At 43.5% G+C, this 15,254-nt stretch carries 16 protein-coding genes; all 16 read right to left on the reverse strand.

The genetic code is table 11. The features are described 5' to 3' along the window. The 16 genes from hisD to nadC all read right to left on the reverse strand — a co-directional run bounded on the left by hisD (window position 1) and on the right by nadC (window position 15,254). A complete protein-coding gene (hisD, locus tag M0R36_09455; GenBank protein MCK9556023.1) occupies window positions 1-1,299 on the reverse strand; it encodes a histidinol dehydrogenase in 1,299 nt (432 codons plus the stop codon). Between the two features lie 162 nt (window positions 1,300-1,461). Next, entirely contained in the window at window positions 1,462-2,310 is an 849-nt protein-coding gene (locus tag M0R36_09460; GenBank protein MCK9556024.1) for an SPFH/Band 7/PHB domain protein, read from the reverse strand. Between the two features lie 152 nt (window positions 2,311-2,462). After that, a complete protein-coding gene (locus M0R36_09465; protein ID MCK9556025.1) occupies window positions 2,463-3,515 on the reverse strand; it encodes a class I fructose-bisphosphate aldolase in 1,053 nt (350 codons plus the stop codon). A gap of 21 nt (window positions 3,516-3,536) precedes the next feature. Beyond that, complete coding sequence (gpmA, locus tag M0R36_09470; GenBank protein ID MCK9556026.1) at window positions 3,537-4,280, reverse strand: 2,3-diphosphoglycerate-dependent phosphoglycerate mutase; 744 nt, start codon at window positions 4,278-4,280, stop codon at window positions 3,537-3,539. A 114-nt stretch (window positions 4,281-4,394) separates the two neighbouring features. Continuing rightward, entirely contained in the window at window positions 4,395-4,766 is a 372-nt protein-coding gene (locus tag M0R36_09475) for an STAS domain-containing protein (protein MCK9556027.1), read from the reverse strand. A gap of 51 nt (window positions 4,767-4,817) precedes the next feature. Continuing rightward, the gene (locus M0R36_09480) at window positions 4,818-5,246 is read right to left on the reverse strand and encodes a secondary thiamine-phosphate synthase enzyme YjbQ (protein MCK9556028.1); all 429 of its coding nucleotides are present in this window, start codon (window positions 5,244-5,246) and stop codon (window positions 4,818-4,820) included. Continuing rightward, on the reverse strand, window positions 5,239-7,053 hold the full coding sequence (locus M0R36_09485; GenBank protein MCK9556029.1) for an alanine--tRNA ligase: 1,815 nt from the start codon (window positions 7,051-7,053) through the stop codon (window positions 5,239-5,241). Before M0R36_09485 ends, M0R36_09480 begins: the two co-directional genes overlap by 8 nt. Window positions 7,054-7,061: 8 nt before the next feature. Then, window positions 7,062-8,492: a trypsin-like peptidase domain-containing protein gene (locus M0R36_09490; GenBank protein ID MCK9556030.1), complete on the reverse strand. Its 1,431-nt coding sequence runs from the start codon at window positions 8,490-8,492 to the stop codon at window positions 7,062-7,064. A gap of 14 nt (window positions 8,493-8,506) precedes the next feature. Further along, a complete protein-coding gene (gene recA, locus M0R36_09495; protein MCK9556031.1) occupies window positions 8,507-9,520 on the reverse strand; it encodes a recombinase RecA in 1,014 nt (337 codons plus the stop codon). A gap of 21 nt (window positions 9,521-9,541) precedes the next feature. Further along, window positions 9,542-10,099 (reverse strand): RNA 2',3'-cyclic phosphodiesterase, encoded by a 558-nt coding sequence (gene thpR, locus M0R36_09500; GenBank protein MCK9556032.1) that lies wholly within the window; start codon window positions 10,097-10,099, stop codon window positions 9,542-9,544. 22 nt (window positions 10,100-10,121) lie between these two features. After that, on the reverse strand, window positions 10,122-11,348 hold the full coding sequence (locus M0R36_09505; GenBank protein ID MCK9556033.1) for a CinA family nicotinamide mononucleotide deamidase-related protein: 1,227 nt from the start codon (window positions 11,346-11,348) through the stop codon (window positions 10,122-10,124). A 25-nt stretch (window positions 11,349-11,373) separates the two neighbouring features. After that, entirely contained in the window at window positions 11,374-11,988 is a 615-nt protein-coding gene (locus tag M0R36_09510) for a DJ-1/PfpI family protein (GenBank protein MCK9556034.1), read from the reverse strand. 10 nt (window positions 11,989-11,998) lie between these two features. Further along, on the reverse strand, window positions 11,999-12,670 hold the full coding sequence (locus M0R36_09515) for a hypothetical protein (protein ID MCK9556035.1): 672 nt from the start codon (window positions 12,668-12,670) through the stop codon (window positions 11,999-12,001). Next, the gene (locus M0R36_09520; protein MCK9556036.1) at window positions 12,633-13,415 is read right to left on the reverse strand and encodes a type III pantothenate kinase; all 783 of its coding nucleotides are present in this window, start codon (window positions 13,413-13,415) and stop codon (window positions 12,633-12,635) included. Before M0R36_09520 ends, M0R36_09515 begins: the two co-directional genes overlap by 38 nt. A gap of 2 nt (window positions 13,416-13,417) precedes the next feature. Continuing rightward, window positions 13,418-14,389, reverse strand: coding sequence for a biotin--[acetyl-CoA-carboxylase] ligase (locus tag M0R36_09525; GenBank protein ID MCK9556037.1), 972 nt, complete (start codon window positions 14,387-14,389; stop codon window positions 13,418-13,420). A 10-nt stretch (window positions 14,390-14,399) separates the two neighbouring features. Further along, window positions 14,400-15,254: a carboxylating nicotinate-nucleotide diphosphorylase gene (gene nadC, locus M0R36_09530; protein MCK9556038.1), complete on the reverse strand. Its 855-nt coding sequence runs from the start codon at window positions 15,252-15,254 to the stop codon at window positions 14,400-14,402.

Here is a 15,254-nt window from a genome sequence, read left to right on the forward strand (position 1 = left end):
TTAACGGCAATTTTCTTTTAAGCGGATCTTTATTGAATTTCCGTGAGCTCCAAGCCCCTCGGTATCAGAAAGCTTAATCGCATATTTTGACGCTTTTCTTAATCCGTCTCTGGAATATTTGATTGTAGAAATATTTTTCAGGAAATCACCAACGGATAACGCCGAAAAAAACCTGGCCCTTCCGCCGGTAGGCAGAACATGGCTGGGCCCGGCGACATAATCCCCGACCGCTTCGGGAGACCAGTTCCCTATAAATACAGCCCCCGCATTATCGGTTCTTTTCAGGATATAATCGGCATCTTCCGACATTATCTCAAGATGTTCGGGGCCGACTGAGTTAATTATATCCGCCGCCTGCCGCTTATTCCGAACAAGCACAAGGAAAGTATTGTTGCGCAGGGTTTCGGATAAAATTTTCTTTCTGGATAATTTCACTGCCTGTTTATAAACTTCTTTTTCCGCGTTTTCCAGCACAACCCCTGAATCCGAAACAAGAAATATTCTGCTGGACGCGTCATGTTCGGCCTGCGCAAGCATATCAGCCGCAATATATGGGATTTTTGAAGATTTGTCGGCTGTTATCATAACCTCGCTTGGCCCGGCGACCATATCGATATCAACCAGACCGTAAACCTGTTTTTTGGCGCAGGAAACAAATATATTTCCCGGCCCGACTATCTTGTCAACCCTGGGAACACTTTCCGTTCCGAAAGCAAATGCCGCCACGGCCTGAGCTCCTCCCATGCGGAACACGGCATTGACACCCGCTAATTTACACGCGCCTAAAATAGACGGGTTTATATCCCCGCCGCAACAGGGAGGGGTAGCCGCATATATCTCTTTAACGCCCGCAACACGCGCGATGACCGCAGTCATCAGTACGGTAGAGACCAGCGGAGCTGTGCCTCCGGGCACATAAATTCCAACTTTTTCGACAGGCCTTATTTCCAGTCCGATTTCAGAACCATCCTTTTTCTTTATCATCCAGCTTTTTTTAAGCTGCTTTTTCGCGTATTCTTCGACATTTTTCATGGAAAACTTCAACGATGCCAAAAGCTCCTTTGACAGGTTAGAAAAGGACAGGTCTAATATTTCATTCTTAACCTTAATAGCCGCAGGGGATAACAAATAATTATCAAACTTCTGGGTGAATTCTATTAAAGCCTTATCGCCCATCCTTCTGACTTTATTCAATATTTCCGCGACCACAGCCTCGACCTCTTCATCAAAAAATGAAGCTGCGCTTATTTTTTCGATTCGCCTTATTCCCTTTTCTGTCCGGCAGTCAATAATTTCCATAACTTTCCTTTGCTGAATTACCTATAATAACTAAATATAAGTTTAAAATACTAACACACTAAATAAAAATTCTTCAAGTAAAAAGGCTTAAAATATTGATAAAGAAAAGCCGGGGTTTCAGGCCCCGGCTTTTAAAACGAGAAAGTTGTTTTTGATTGAGTTTTACTTTTTCAGGGGTAAGACCCCGGCCAGTTCCCCGATTACATTTACAAGTTCCGCGCCGGCGGGAATAACTATTTTCGCGTTCTCCATTAATGATTTTTCAACCGTTTCCAGTTTTCTCAGCAATTGGGCGTTTCCTACGAAATATTTATTGGCGGCTTCATTAACCAGCTTTATGGCTTCCGCCTGACCTTCAGCCTGGAGTATTTTCCCCTGCTTGATGCCTTCCGCCTTCTTGATCTCCGCCCGCTTTTCGCCATCCGCCTGCCGTTCAAGGGCATTCGCAAAATCAAGGGCGGCTATCTTCTCATTTTCAGCTTTTACGACTTTGTTCATGGTTTCCTGGACATCCTGGGGCGGATCGATCTCTTTCAATTCCGTCCTGACGATATCAATTCCCCAGTTGTGAGTTTCCTTGCTCAGTGTGCCGAGTAATTCACTGTTGATCTTATCCCTTTCGCTGTTTGCTGATTTGAGGGTCAGGGTGCCGATGATATTCCTCAGCGTGGTCCTTGCTAAATTAACTATCTGCCACTTGTAGTTATAGACATTATATTGTGAATTCTTTACATTTACTTCATCATCTTTTACTTTAAAATAAACTTGGGCGTCAACACGCGCATTCAGGTTGTCATTGGTGATTATCTCCTGAGGCTGGGCATCCACCATCTGCTCCGTAATATTAACGATTATCATCCTGTCAACGACAGGAATAATCCAGTTAAAACCCGGGTAAGCGAATTTTTTATACTTTCCCAGCCTTTCTATAAGGCCTCTGTTTGTAGGCCTGACAATCCTGATTCCGGAAAAAAATATCACAATCAAAACCGCCGATATTATCCACAACATAACAACCTCCTTCTTGTTTTTATAAGGAATTTACCTGCTTTTGAGGCAATCGCGCAATTACAAAATCAGCCGGTATTTATAACTTTAAACTGCTGTCGGTTTGTTTTTTAAAATAATTTGCCGCGGAATCCCTTAAAACCTCCGCCGAATATCTATGCGACGGTGATTTCCCCGCAAAGGTAAACATCCTGTATCGCATTCAGTATCTGCACACCGTCTTTGAATGGTTTCTGGAACGCCTTTCTTCCGGAAATCAGGCCCATGCCGCCGGCCCGTTTATTGATTACCGCGGTCCTGACTGCCTGTTTTATGTCATTTTCGCCCGAAGCGCCTCCGGAATTTATCAGTCCTATCCTGCCCATATAACAGTTAGCGACCTGATATCTCGTCAAATCTATGGGGTTATCCGTAGTTAACTTATCATAAACCAACCGGCTTGTTTTTCCGAAGTTGACGGCAGGATATCCTCCGTTATTAACGGGTTGTTTTTGTTTTATGATATCCGCCTCGATCGTTACCCCCAGATGATTTGCCTGACCTGTCAGGTCTGCCGAAGCATGATAATCGATTTTATCTTTTTTAAAATTTTCATTTCTTAAATAACACCATAAAACGGTAAATAAACCGAGATTATGGGCATATTCGAAAGCCCGGGAAATCTCTTCAATCTGCCTTCTTGATTCCTGTGAACCGAAATAAATCGTAGCTCCGACGCCCGCTGCGCCCATATTATACGCCTGGTCAATGCTTGCAAACAGATGCTGGTCATAGGTATTGGGATAAGATAAAAGCTCATTGTGGTTAATTTTCAGGATAAAAGGTATTTTATGCGAATAAGACCTGGCGACGGAACCTAAAACACCGAGTGTTGAAACAACTCCGTTACAACCTCCCTCTATCGCAAGCCTGATTATATTCTCAGGATCAAAATAAATGGGGTTCGGCGCGAAGGAAGCTCCGGCGGAATGCTCTATCCCCTGGTCAACCGGCAGGATAGAAAGATATCCGGTTCCAGAAAGCCGGCCGTGATTAAATAAAGAATTAATATTTCTCAGCACATTGTTCGGCCTGTCGGAATGACTGAATATCCTGTCAACAAAATCAGGGCCCGGCAGGTGAAGATTCTCCCTGGGAATCGTTGTGCACTTATGTTTCAGCAGCGGTCCCGATTCTTTACCCAGCAATTTTTCTATTTTGCCGAACATATTACACCTCCATCCTATCAGTTAAGCCTTACCTTGATTTTTAACCGCTTCAGCGGCTTTTTTTATTTCCTCTTCATCCCCCATATAATAATGCTTTATAGGATTCAAATCAGCGTCAAGTTCATAAACCAAAGGTATTCCTGTAGGAATATTCAAATTCACAATCTCATCTTCCGGAATTTTATCAAGGTATTTAACAAGAGCTCTTAAACTATTCCCGTGAGCGGCTATCAAAACTTTTTTTCCTTCTCTTATCGTCGGCACAATTTCGTCATGCCATACCGGAAGGAACCTGTCTACAGTATCTTTAAGGCACTCGGTTAAAGGCAGTTCGCCTTCTTTCAGGGTTTTATACCTGATATCCTTGCCGGGGTATCTGTCGTCGCTTTTTTCCAGGGCGGGAGGCCTGATATCATAACTTCTCCGCCATATTTTTACCTGTTCCTGGCCAAACTTTTTCGCCGTCTCGGATTTGTTTAATCCCTGCAGAGCGCCGTAATGTCTTTCATTAAGCCGCCACGACCTGATGACAGGTATCCACTCCATGTTCATTTCTTCAAGCGCCACCCATAAAGTTTTTATCGCCCGTTTCAAAACAGACGTGAATGCTATATCAAAGAAATAACCGCCGGTTTTGAGGACATGTCCGGCTTTCCTTGCTTCTTCCTCTCCCCTGTCCGACAACCCCACATCTGTCCATCCGGTGAATCTGTTTTCTTTATTCCACACGCTTTCACCATGGCGCAAAAGAACTATCTTGTACATCATCGATCTCCTTCCGGTTTAATAAAAGTTAGGCTTTGATGCATAAAACGGCAGTTTTAAGATACTATAAAATATCAAAACTTAACTCAATACTATTTTTCACGCTGGAAATCATCAATCAATCTGGTCAGAAAATGTTTGAAGAAATTCAAGAGCATCGGATTCGGAGTGAAAAATATCAAATATCTTATCTAATTCAGTTATTGAAAAAAGCCTCGCTATGTTCCCGGACAGGCAGCACAGGCAAGCTTTGCCTTTAACCTGATACAAAGATTTTTTCATCGCAATTAACACGCTGAGGAAAGAACTGGACATATATTCAATGCCGGCAAAGTTAATTAATATAATCCGGCCTCCTCCGGTGATCACAGATAAAATATAAGATTTAATCTGGTCAATTATCAAAATATCCGTTAATTTTTCTATTGTAAAATACAATATCCGGATATTTCCCTTTTCTTCAACGATAATCGGAAGTTCTTCCATAAAAATAATATATTATTAAAACAGCCCTGTTGCAAGAAAAGAAATATTCCGTCATTCCCCGCAGCATTTGACCATAAAAGATTTCTCTCTCTTGCCGTCATACTCCAGATAATAAACGGTCTGGTATGTCCCGAGATCAAGCTTTGAAAAGGAAATGGGAATGGTAACTCCCAAACCCATAATCATCGCTTTTAAATGGGCTGACGCATTTTTTTTGAAATCGTTATCATCATGGCGATATGCATTTTTTTCCGAAACAATACCCGCCAGTATTCCCGACATATCTTCATTCAGAAAAATATCGCTGTCGGTTATAATTACCCCCGAACTTGTATGCAGCGAATTAACGACGCACAAACCTTCGGCGATCCCGCTTTCCCGCAGCGCTTCGGTTACGTTTGCCGTAATATCCAAAGCCTGTTCTTTGCGTTCGGTGATAACTTTATATTCTTTCCTGAAAGTTTTCATACCGTCAAACATCTTCAACAACAGCCCTGATCCTTCTGATGCCTGATGAAGAACTCTGTTCCTTTACAATTTTGAAATGCCCTATCTCTGAAGTGTTTTTAACATGAGGGCCTGTGCATATTTCTTTTGAAAAATCGCCCACGGAATAAACCGTAACGGTATCCCCGTATTTATCATCAAACAGGCCCACTGCTCCTGAATCCTTCGCCTCATCGGGCGTCTTTTCTTCACACCTGATGTCATACCCCTTTTTTATCGCATCATTAACGATATCCTCTGTTTTCTTTATTTCCTCTTCGGTCATTTTATCGGGATGAGAAAAATCAAATCTCAGCCTTTCAGCGGTAATATTGCTTCCTCTCTGCTGGACGTGGCCGCCAAGAACGATCTTAAGGGCTTTATGGAGCAGGTGTGTTGCGGTATGAAGCCTGATAACTTTCTCCGAAGCATCCTCCAGTCCGCTTTTGAATTTTTTCTCAGCCCCGAGACGCGACTTCTCCTGATGTTCCTCATAACACTTTTTGAAATTTGCCGTATCAACTTCCAACCCTTTTTCCTTTGCCAATTCTTCTGTCATTTCAAGAGGAAAACCATAAGTGTCATATAAGCGGAAAGCGTGTTTACCCGGAATAAGGTCGATTTTTCTGCCTGTGGCCTGATACGCTTTTTCGTAACCGTCCATCATTTTTTCGAACTCTTTAAGCCCCTGATTGATGGTTTTTCCGAATCTTTCTTCTTCCGCGGCTAATTCCGATAAAATAAAGAGCCGGTTATTTTCCAGTTCATGCCACGGATTTTTCATGATATTGATGACAGTTTCCGCCAGAGACGCGCAGAATTTGTTTTCAATGCCGAGAATCCTTCCGTGCCTTATAATCCTCCTTATATAACGCCTTAGGATATATCCCTGGCCGACATTCGACGGCACAATAGCCCTGTTGTCTCCCAAAATGAAAACAGCGGCGCGGATATGATCGGCTATTACCCTAAATGATTTTATGTATCTTTCGTCTTCATAAGAAGTTGCAGATATTTCCTCAATTTTTGTTATAAGAGGCGAAAAGAGCTCGATTCTATAAATATCCTTTTTCCCCTGAAGAATGCACGCAACCCGCTCCAGGCCGAGGCCTGTATCAACGTTCTTCTGGCTGAGCGGTATAAATTTGCCGTCATTTGTTTTGTTATATTCCATAAAAACATCGTTCCAGATCTCCAGCCAGTTTTTCTCGTCCGTCCCGGGGTTGCTGTCTTCAGGCGGCAAATCATGCTCTCCGACGTAGAAAAACATCTCGGTATCAGGCCCGCAGGGACCCGTAACGCCAGCCGGGCCCCACCAGTTTTTATCTTTCGGCAGCGCGACTATTCTGTTTTCCTTCAGGCCCCTGGCAAGCCAGAGATCTCTTGAATCCCCGTCAAAGGGAGCATCTTTATCTCCTTTAAACACGGAAACTGCTATTTTATTTTTATCAAGCCCCAGCCAGTTTTCGCCTGTAAGGAATTCCCAGCTCATGTCAATGGCCCCTTTTTTGAAATAATCTCCCAGGGACCAGTTGCCGAGCATCTCGAAAAATGTTGTATGGCTCTCATCTCCGACTTCATCTATATCCTGCGTCCTTATGCACTTCTGGCAGTTCACCAGTCTGTTTCCCATAGGATGTTTCTGATACCCCATGAGATAAGGCACCAGCGGATGCATGCCGGCTGTGGTAAATAAAACGGTCGGATCATTCTCGGGAATTAACGAAGAAGAAGGAATCTCCTTATGGCCTTTTGTTTTGAAAAATTCAATAAAAAGTTCTCTCAGTTTATTTGCCCGCATAATAACGTTCACTCTCCCAGCACGATATATCCTTTATTTGTATGAAGAAGGGCTTTTCCGGAGCTCGACCTTGCGGTCGGCAGAAAATCCTCAAGATTCTTCACTTCCGTCCCGTTAATCTCATCTATTATCAGACCCGGAACAATACCCCGGGCATAAGCTTCCGAATCAGGTTTTACCTTAAGCACCAGAACACCGTTTATGTTATCTATATCGATGTTATATCTCTTCTTCAAAGCCGGACTTATATCGGAAAGCTCCATATCCATCCAGAAAAAGGTGCGCAGGGGTTCGGAGGATAAGACATCCCCGGATTTATTAACGGGTTTTTTTCCGATAACCACTTCTTCTTCCCGTGTTTTACCCAGTCTCAGAAAACCCAGTTTATGCGCGGTTCCAACTTTTGAAAAGATTATCAAATCACCCAGTTGCTGAGGCAATCCGATTTTTTCGCCGTCGAAACTGACAACTATATCCCCTCTTCTTAAACCGGCTTTTTCAGCGGGGCTTCCGGAGTCTATGTGCCATATAAGAGCCCCTCCTTTAAGAGGATGGCCAAGCTTAGAAGCAATTTCAGGCGTCACGGCCTGGAGCCATATACCTATCCATCCGTATTCAATTTCCTCGCCTTTCATAAGTTTGGGCACGATTTCTTTTGCCCTTTTTATAGGCACAGCAAAACTTATGCCTTCATAGCCGCCCGAATGACTGAAAATTACCGTGTTTATTCCTATAATCTCGCCGTTAAGATTTACCAAAGGGCCCCCTGAATTGCCTTTGTTGATAGCCGCGTCAGTCTGAATAAGATCGCCGAAATATTTGTTCCCCGCCGTTATATCCCTGTTTAAAGCGCTGATGACTCCGACTGTGACTGTCGGCTCTCTGACATTGAGAAAAGCGAAACCGAACGGATTCCCGATCGCGATAGCCCACTGCCCTGTTTTAACTCTGTCTGAATTTCCCATTTTCGCGTAAGGCAGGCTGTCGGCGTCAATTTTTACAATGGCAAGATCTGAATAAATGTCCCTGCCTTTCACGACCCCCGGAAATTTTCTGCCGTCAGGAAGATTTACTTCTATTTCAACCGCTTTATCCACAACGTGGTTACATGTCAGTATGTAACCGTCGGGGCTTATTATCACTCCCGAACCCAGCCCTTTGCTTTTATATTCCCATTCCTGCGGATTACCGTAAAGCATACGGAAAAAATTATCGAGGACGGGATCCGTGTGGTACTTTTCATATCCAACGCTGAAAACCTGAGTGCTGTTTATTGACACTACCGACGGCCCCACTTTATCCGCCACTTCAGAGAAACACAATTGCAGTTTTTCCGCGCCACTCCCGCCGCGGCATACAAAAACAACCACACATCCGAGGAAAAAACCGAATAAAAGACCGGTTAACGGTTTTATATTTTTAAAAACATTTTTTTTCATACTGTCTTCAGGAATTACTTAAGCCCGGATTTTTCTTTGATTTTTGAAACAATTTCTTTCTGAAGCTTTTCATTCCCCTTGATTTCATTCATCGCCGCTTCGCGCCCCTGTCCAAGTTTGTCATTATTAAAATAAAACCATGCGCCCTTTTTATCTATTATTCCCAGATCTGTTCCCGCGTCAATAATCGATCCCGCCCTTGAAATCCCTTCATTAAACATGATGTCGAACTCTGCTGTTCTGAAAGGAGCGGCGATCTTGTTTTTCACTACTTTCACCCTTACCCTGTTTCCGGAACTTTCCCCTGACGTTTCTTTTATGGAACTGATTCTTCTTATATCAAGGCGCACTGATGAGTAGAATTTCAAAGCATTGCCGCCTGGCGTCGTTTCCGGGTTCCCGAACATGACTCCTATCTTCATCCTTATCTGATTGATAAAAACACAGCATGTCTTTGACTTCGAAATAGACGAGGTGAGTTTTCTTAAAGCCTGGCTCATCAATCTCGCCTGAAGGCCTATGAATGAATCGCCCATTTCTCCCTGGATTTCGGCTTTGGGAACAAGAGCCGCCACGGAATCTATAACAATCACATCAACCGCATTGCTTCTTACAAGGGTTTCCGCAATCGAAAGCGCGTCTTCCCCTGAATCAGGTTGTGAAACCAGCAGGTTGTCAAGGTTTACGCCGAGCTTCTTGGCATAAGTAGGATCAAGCGCATGCTCCGCATCTATAAAAGCGGCTTCTCCCCCCGCTTTCTGGGCGTTTGCTATAACATTCAATGCAAGGGTTGTTTTTCCCGACGATTCCGGGCCAAACAATTCTACGACGCGGCCGCGCGGAAAACCTCCTATTCCGAGAGCAATGTCAAGAGTCAGAGCTCCCGTTGAAATATACGGTATGTTCACATGTGCCGCCTTGTCGCCAAGCTTCATAATGGCGCCCTGGCCAAACTGCTTTTCAATTTGTGTTATAGCAGTGCTAAGGGCTTTTTCCTTTCCCTGAGCTTCCTTCTGTTTAGAACTCATACATCCTCCCGTTTATATAATTTAGAGTTTAATCTCCGACAATTTTCTGTATATCGGCCCTTCGGCGGTTAACTCACTGGAACAAAATGATAACATTTTACAATCAACAAAAGCAATCGGTGTTTTATCCAGTCCGGCAAGAGCGGGAGCGAACCCTCTGAGCTTTTTTTTGCATCGTCCAAGCGTAAGGTGCGGAAAAAAATCCTCTTCCTTTGATAAGATTTCCTGTTTCTCTGCGGCATCTTTTACAATCTTGTTCAATTCGGATATTTTCTCCCTGCCTTTTTCAACACCGAGCCAGATTACTCTCGGATATTCCCCTCTTCCAAAAAAACCGAACCCCTGCAGTGAAAATGTAAAAGGCCTGAAATTTAACAGAGATTCACTGATGGCGCCGGCCAGATTTTTGATATCCGCTTCTTCAAGACAGCCGAAAAAATTCACTGTGATATGAATATTTTCATTCTTAACCCAGCGAATACCGGCAAAGTCAGATCTTAACGGTTCAATAAATCGGGATATCGCGGTCTTTACTTCCTCAGGTATATCAACGGCCAGGAAACACCTGATTTTTTTCATCGTGACATACAATTCCGTGGTTTTATTCCGCTATTAAATATTTTCTTAATAAATCAAGGGCGGCGTAACAGGCTTTTTGCCTTATCTGCTCTCTCTGCCCGATAAACCTGAATTCTTCCGTTCGGCTCACAAACCCGTCATCAAGAGCAATATACACCAAACCGACAGGTTTTTCGGAAGTTCCGCCGGAAGGTCCCGCGACACCGGTTATGCTGACAGCAACATCCGAGGTCGCTCTTCTCCTGCATCCTCTTGCCATCTGAAGAGCGCATTGCGAACTGACCGCGCCCCTGCTCACCAATACATCCTTCGATACCCCGAGGTCAAGGATTTTAAGATTATTGCAATATGTGACATATCCGCCCAGAAAATACTTTGAACTGCCCGATATGCCCGTTATCATCTCAGATAGCATCCCGCCGGTGCAGGATTCGGCGACAGCTATGGTTTTTTGGTGCTTTATCAAAAGGTCACCTATAATTTTCTCTATATGCTCGTTCTTTTCTGAATATATGTTTCCCCCGAAACTCTTTTTTATTTCTTCAGCCAGAGCTTCGATGTCGGCCCCGCCCTTTTTAACTTTCAGCCTGATTACCACTTCTCCCGTTTTCGCGCGAAGGCCGTATGAAAAGTCTTTTCTCCTTTTGAGAATTTCCGCCACTATTGAATCGACTACTGATTCAGACATTCCGGAAACACAAAGGTATCTCACCTTATCCGAAAAATCAGAATCCTCTTTAAGTCCGAGGAGTTTTAACCCCTCCCTGATCATGGGTATTAACTCTGAAGGAGGGCCGGGCAGCATTAATATTTTTTTGCTGCCCTCTTCAATAAAGATACCCGTGGCGCTGCCCACGGTGTTCAATATAATTCTGGCTTTTTCAGGAAGCATTGCCTGTTCCCTTATGGAATTTTCCGTAACGGGAGGCGAGGAAAAACGATAGCGTTCCTTAAGCAGATTATAAATTTTTGTGTTTTTAACCAGTTTTCTGTTGAAAATTCCGGCCGCCGCCTTCTTTGTCAGGTCATCAGACGTCGGGCCTAATCCGCCTGTGGTTATCACTATATCCGAATCAGAAAGATATCTTTTAATTTCTTTTTTCAGAATATCCATGTCATCAGGCAGGCAAACCTGTTTTAATATATTTCCTCCGGAACGAAAGACGGCATTTGACAGGCACTGAAAATCCTTATTCAGGATTTCTCCCGTCAACAATTCTTCTCCGATATTGATAATTATCGCATCCATACGGCTCCCGCATCAGTAAACAGCGTCAGTATTCAACAGCATAGCCTTCTTTTTCGGCAAGGTCAAATAAAGCCTGGCCGAATTCCCCCGCAGACTCAGGATTATTGACTGTAACAATTAACTTGTCAACTACAACGGGTTCATCCATAAACAGGGCGCCTCCGTTTTTTATTCTGTTTTTCACAGAAATCCATGAAGTAGCCTTTACATCTTTCAAAACACCGGCATTGGCTAAAATAACAGGGGCGATACAGCTTGCCCCTAAAATCTTATGTTTTTCCGCCGCTTTCCTGGCTATTTCATGCGCGGTTTCATCATCCCAGTATTCCGTCGCCCCGCTTCCGCCGATGAAGACAATCACATCATAATCCGCCGGATTAACATCATATATCAAATACAATGCTTCGATGCTGTTTCCGAGCATTCCCTTGATATGGCCCTTAACCGAAGAAGCTATGTCAACCCGCCAGTTGGCCTGTAGGAATATTTTCATAGGGTAGAAAAGCTCCTCATCCCTGAAATTCGAACTCGGGATTATAAACAGTATTTTAGGTTCATCTTTACTGGCAAAGGTAAAGTCCCCGCGCATACCGAAAATGAAAACCGACAAAACAAAGATCCGGATCAATCGCAACATCATGGATAAACTCCTAAATCACTTTTGAATTATTTTTAAAATATTTCTTGTTGTTTAAAAAACATTTATCGCATAAAGCCGATTTCCGGCAGAACAGTTTACCCGTCTCAACTATCTGAGCATGGTAATCTTTATACAATCCGGATACACCCGGTAAACTTGTCTCGAAAAACGATTTTATAGTACCATACTCTGTCCTTTCATCAAAGAAACCATGTCTTGAAAACAGTCTTCTTGTATAAGCATCGACAACAAAGACAGGCCTTTCAAATACATATAACAAAATCGAATCGGCAGTCTCCGGACCTATTCCTTCTACAGCCAGCAGACTTTTTCTTAAAGTGTCTGTATCCAGCAGACTCATATTTTTTAACGACCTGAAATTGCCGTATACGAAAGAACAGAATTTTTTGAGCCTTTTTGCCTTCTGCGCATAGAAACCCGAAGGCCGTATCAGTTTTTGAAGGTCTGCAACCCCTATTTCCAGCAACGCGTTTAACGATAACACTTTCTTCTTCTTGAGATTCAGAATGCATCTCTCGACATTTTTCCACGAAGTATTCTGGGTCAAAATCGCTCCTGCGCAGATCTCAAGAGGCGTATCTGCCGGCCACCAGCGGCTTGGCCCGAAATAATCATGCATCGCATTATATATCTTTAATATGGCGTTGTCTTTTTTTCCCATAAATATTTTCATCAATCATAAGTATCGCCGCGCCAAAAAGGGTAAGATCGTTATCTATGATATCAAATACGTTTTCCCTCTCGAATATCCCGGCGTCCCCTCCGGTGCCGATAACGGTCTTAAACCTGATATTCAGTTCCTTTTCGATTCTGCGCTTTATGCCTTTAACCAGTTCGGCCGTGCCGTAATAAAGCCCGGCTCTCATGGCATCCGGGGTATTGTCGGCAATAACAGACCCGGGCCTGGCAAATCTGAAATCGGGCAGTAATACGGCTGAAGAGACTAAAGCATTTTTCGAAGTCCTCAACCCGGGAAAGATGATGCTCCCGTCATAATGATTTGTCTTTTTTATCACATCAAATGTAATTGCCGTCCCGAAGTCGACCACTAAAGAAGGCGCCTTGTACCTGCCGGACGCCGCGGCGGCATTTGCTATCCTGTCGGCTCCCGCCTGTTTTTTATATTTATCATTTATCTTTATTGTTTTTATCTTTGAAGGATTAATAAAATATATCCTGCCGGTATAAGCTGCCAGCGCTTTCCTCAGCTCTAATCCGGCTGCGGGCACAACAGCGCTTATTGATATATTTCCAATCTCGCTCTTTGATACAATCCTTTTGGCGAAGACAATAAAACCTTTAAGGTCTTCAAGCGGGAATTTTCTTCTTAGTAAGATCTTCCCCCTTGAATAAATACCGCTGTCAATGGAAGAATTCCCTATGTCGACACAAAAGATTTTTATCATATTCACCCCCGGATTAATTCGCCGGAATTGACTTTTTCAATCGAGTTGTCCTCTTTGCGTATGATCAAAGCTCCCGTATCATCAAAACCCTGCGCATATCCGTGAACGGTCCTGGAACCGACTTTGATATCTACAATATTACCTAATGTGGAAGAATAATCTATATATTCCTTAATGAGAGCGCCCTGCTTCCTGTTCTTCACATGTTTGTATCTCTTATCCAGCGCAGCCAACAGGTTTCTTCCGGCTTCGATTCTGTCAACTCTGTAACCGCATTCATCAAAAACAGATGTTGCTGTGTCTGCGATATCCTGATTCATTTTACGCATTTCCGAGTTTACATTAATTCCGATGCCCAGTATCACATACTCGACAAGATCGGCTTCTGTTTTTATTTCCGTTAATATTCCGCCTATTTTTTTATTTTTTACCATTACGTCATTAGGCCACTTTATAAGCGGCGACAAACCATATTTACGCAGCATTTCACACACAGACAGCGCCGCCAATACAGTAAGAATGGAAGAAACGGACGGATGGATCTGCGGCCTCAATATCACGGAACACAAAAGATTTTTGGATTTTTCCGAACGCCATAATCTTCCCAGTCTTCCGCGCCCTTTGGACTGATATTCGGCAAAAACAACAGTTCCCTCCTTTTCCCCGGAACGCGCCTTTTCTTCGGCAATATCGCTTGTAGACAAACATGACTGATAGGTAATAATATTTCCGCCTATAAATTCTGTTTTTAACCCTATCCCGATCTCCTGCGGAATCAGCCTGTCGGGGACCTTTAAAAGCCTGTATCCGAGATGAGGGACGGCCTCTATCTCATAACCGTTATTTCTTATAGCCTCTATATGTTTCCAGATAGCCGTTCTTGTAATACCCAGCTTCTCGGCAATTTCCGCGCCGGATATATAACCCTCTCTATCCGAATGCAGGGCTTCTATAAGTTTCGCATCGATATCCATTTAACTTATCTCAGACTGTTTTGATTTCCATTGTAATATCCACACTTGCCGCGGAATGAGTTATCTTACCTATTGATATGATATCCACTCCCGTTCCGGCGACTTTCCGGATATTAGCAAGGGAAAGTCCGCCGGATGCTTCAAGTTCGACGGCGCCTCCGGCCAGGGCTACGGCCGTCTTCAGCTCTTCTATCCCCATATTATCAAGCAATATCCTATCCGCTCCGTTATCTTTTGCAACGGTCACTAATCGCGGGTCGTCGATTTCAACTATAACAAATGCTTCCGGCTTCTTCTGTTTCGCGTTTTGAATCGCTTTCTTAACCGCAATTTCCGGTTTCCCTTTAAATAGTTTTAAATGGTTGTCTTTAATTAATATCTGATCATATAAACCCATGCGATGGCTTTCGCCGCCTCCTATCGTAACGGCGTATTTTTCCAGGATCCTCCAGCCGGGCGTGGTTTTTCTGGTAGCCATTATCCTTGTTCCATACGGCCTGACCGCATTAACGTATTCAGATGTCAATGTCGCTATGCCCGATAATCTCGAAATAAAATTCAGCGCGGTCCTTTCTGCTTTCATCAATGGCTTGATTCCGCCTCTGATGACGGCAATAACATCCCCTCTTTGAACTGAATCGCCGTCCTGTTTCTTCTTCTTTGTTATTACAAGAGGGTCAACCATCTTAAAAACATAATCAACCAAATCCAGTCCGGCTGTGACAAATGGCTCATTTGCAATCAATTCCGCAGTGGCCGGAAAATTCTTTGCGGTGAGAGCGTCTGTTGTAATATCTCCTTTTCCTATATCTTCGCCGAGCGCGATCTTAACGAGCTTCTCGGTGTATTTATCAAAGATATCCAT

The organism is bacterium, from assembly GCA_023228325.1.
Classification (GTDB): Bacteria; Auribacterota; UBA6266; order UBA6266; family UBA6266; genus UBA6266.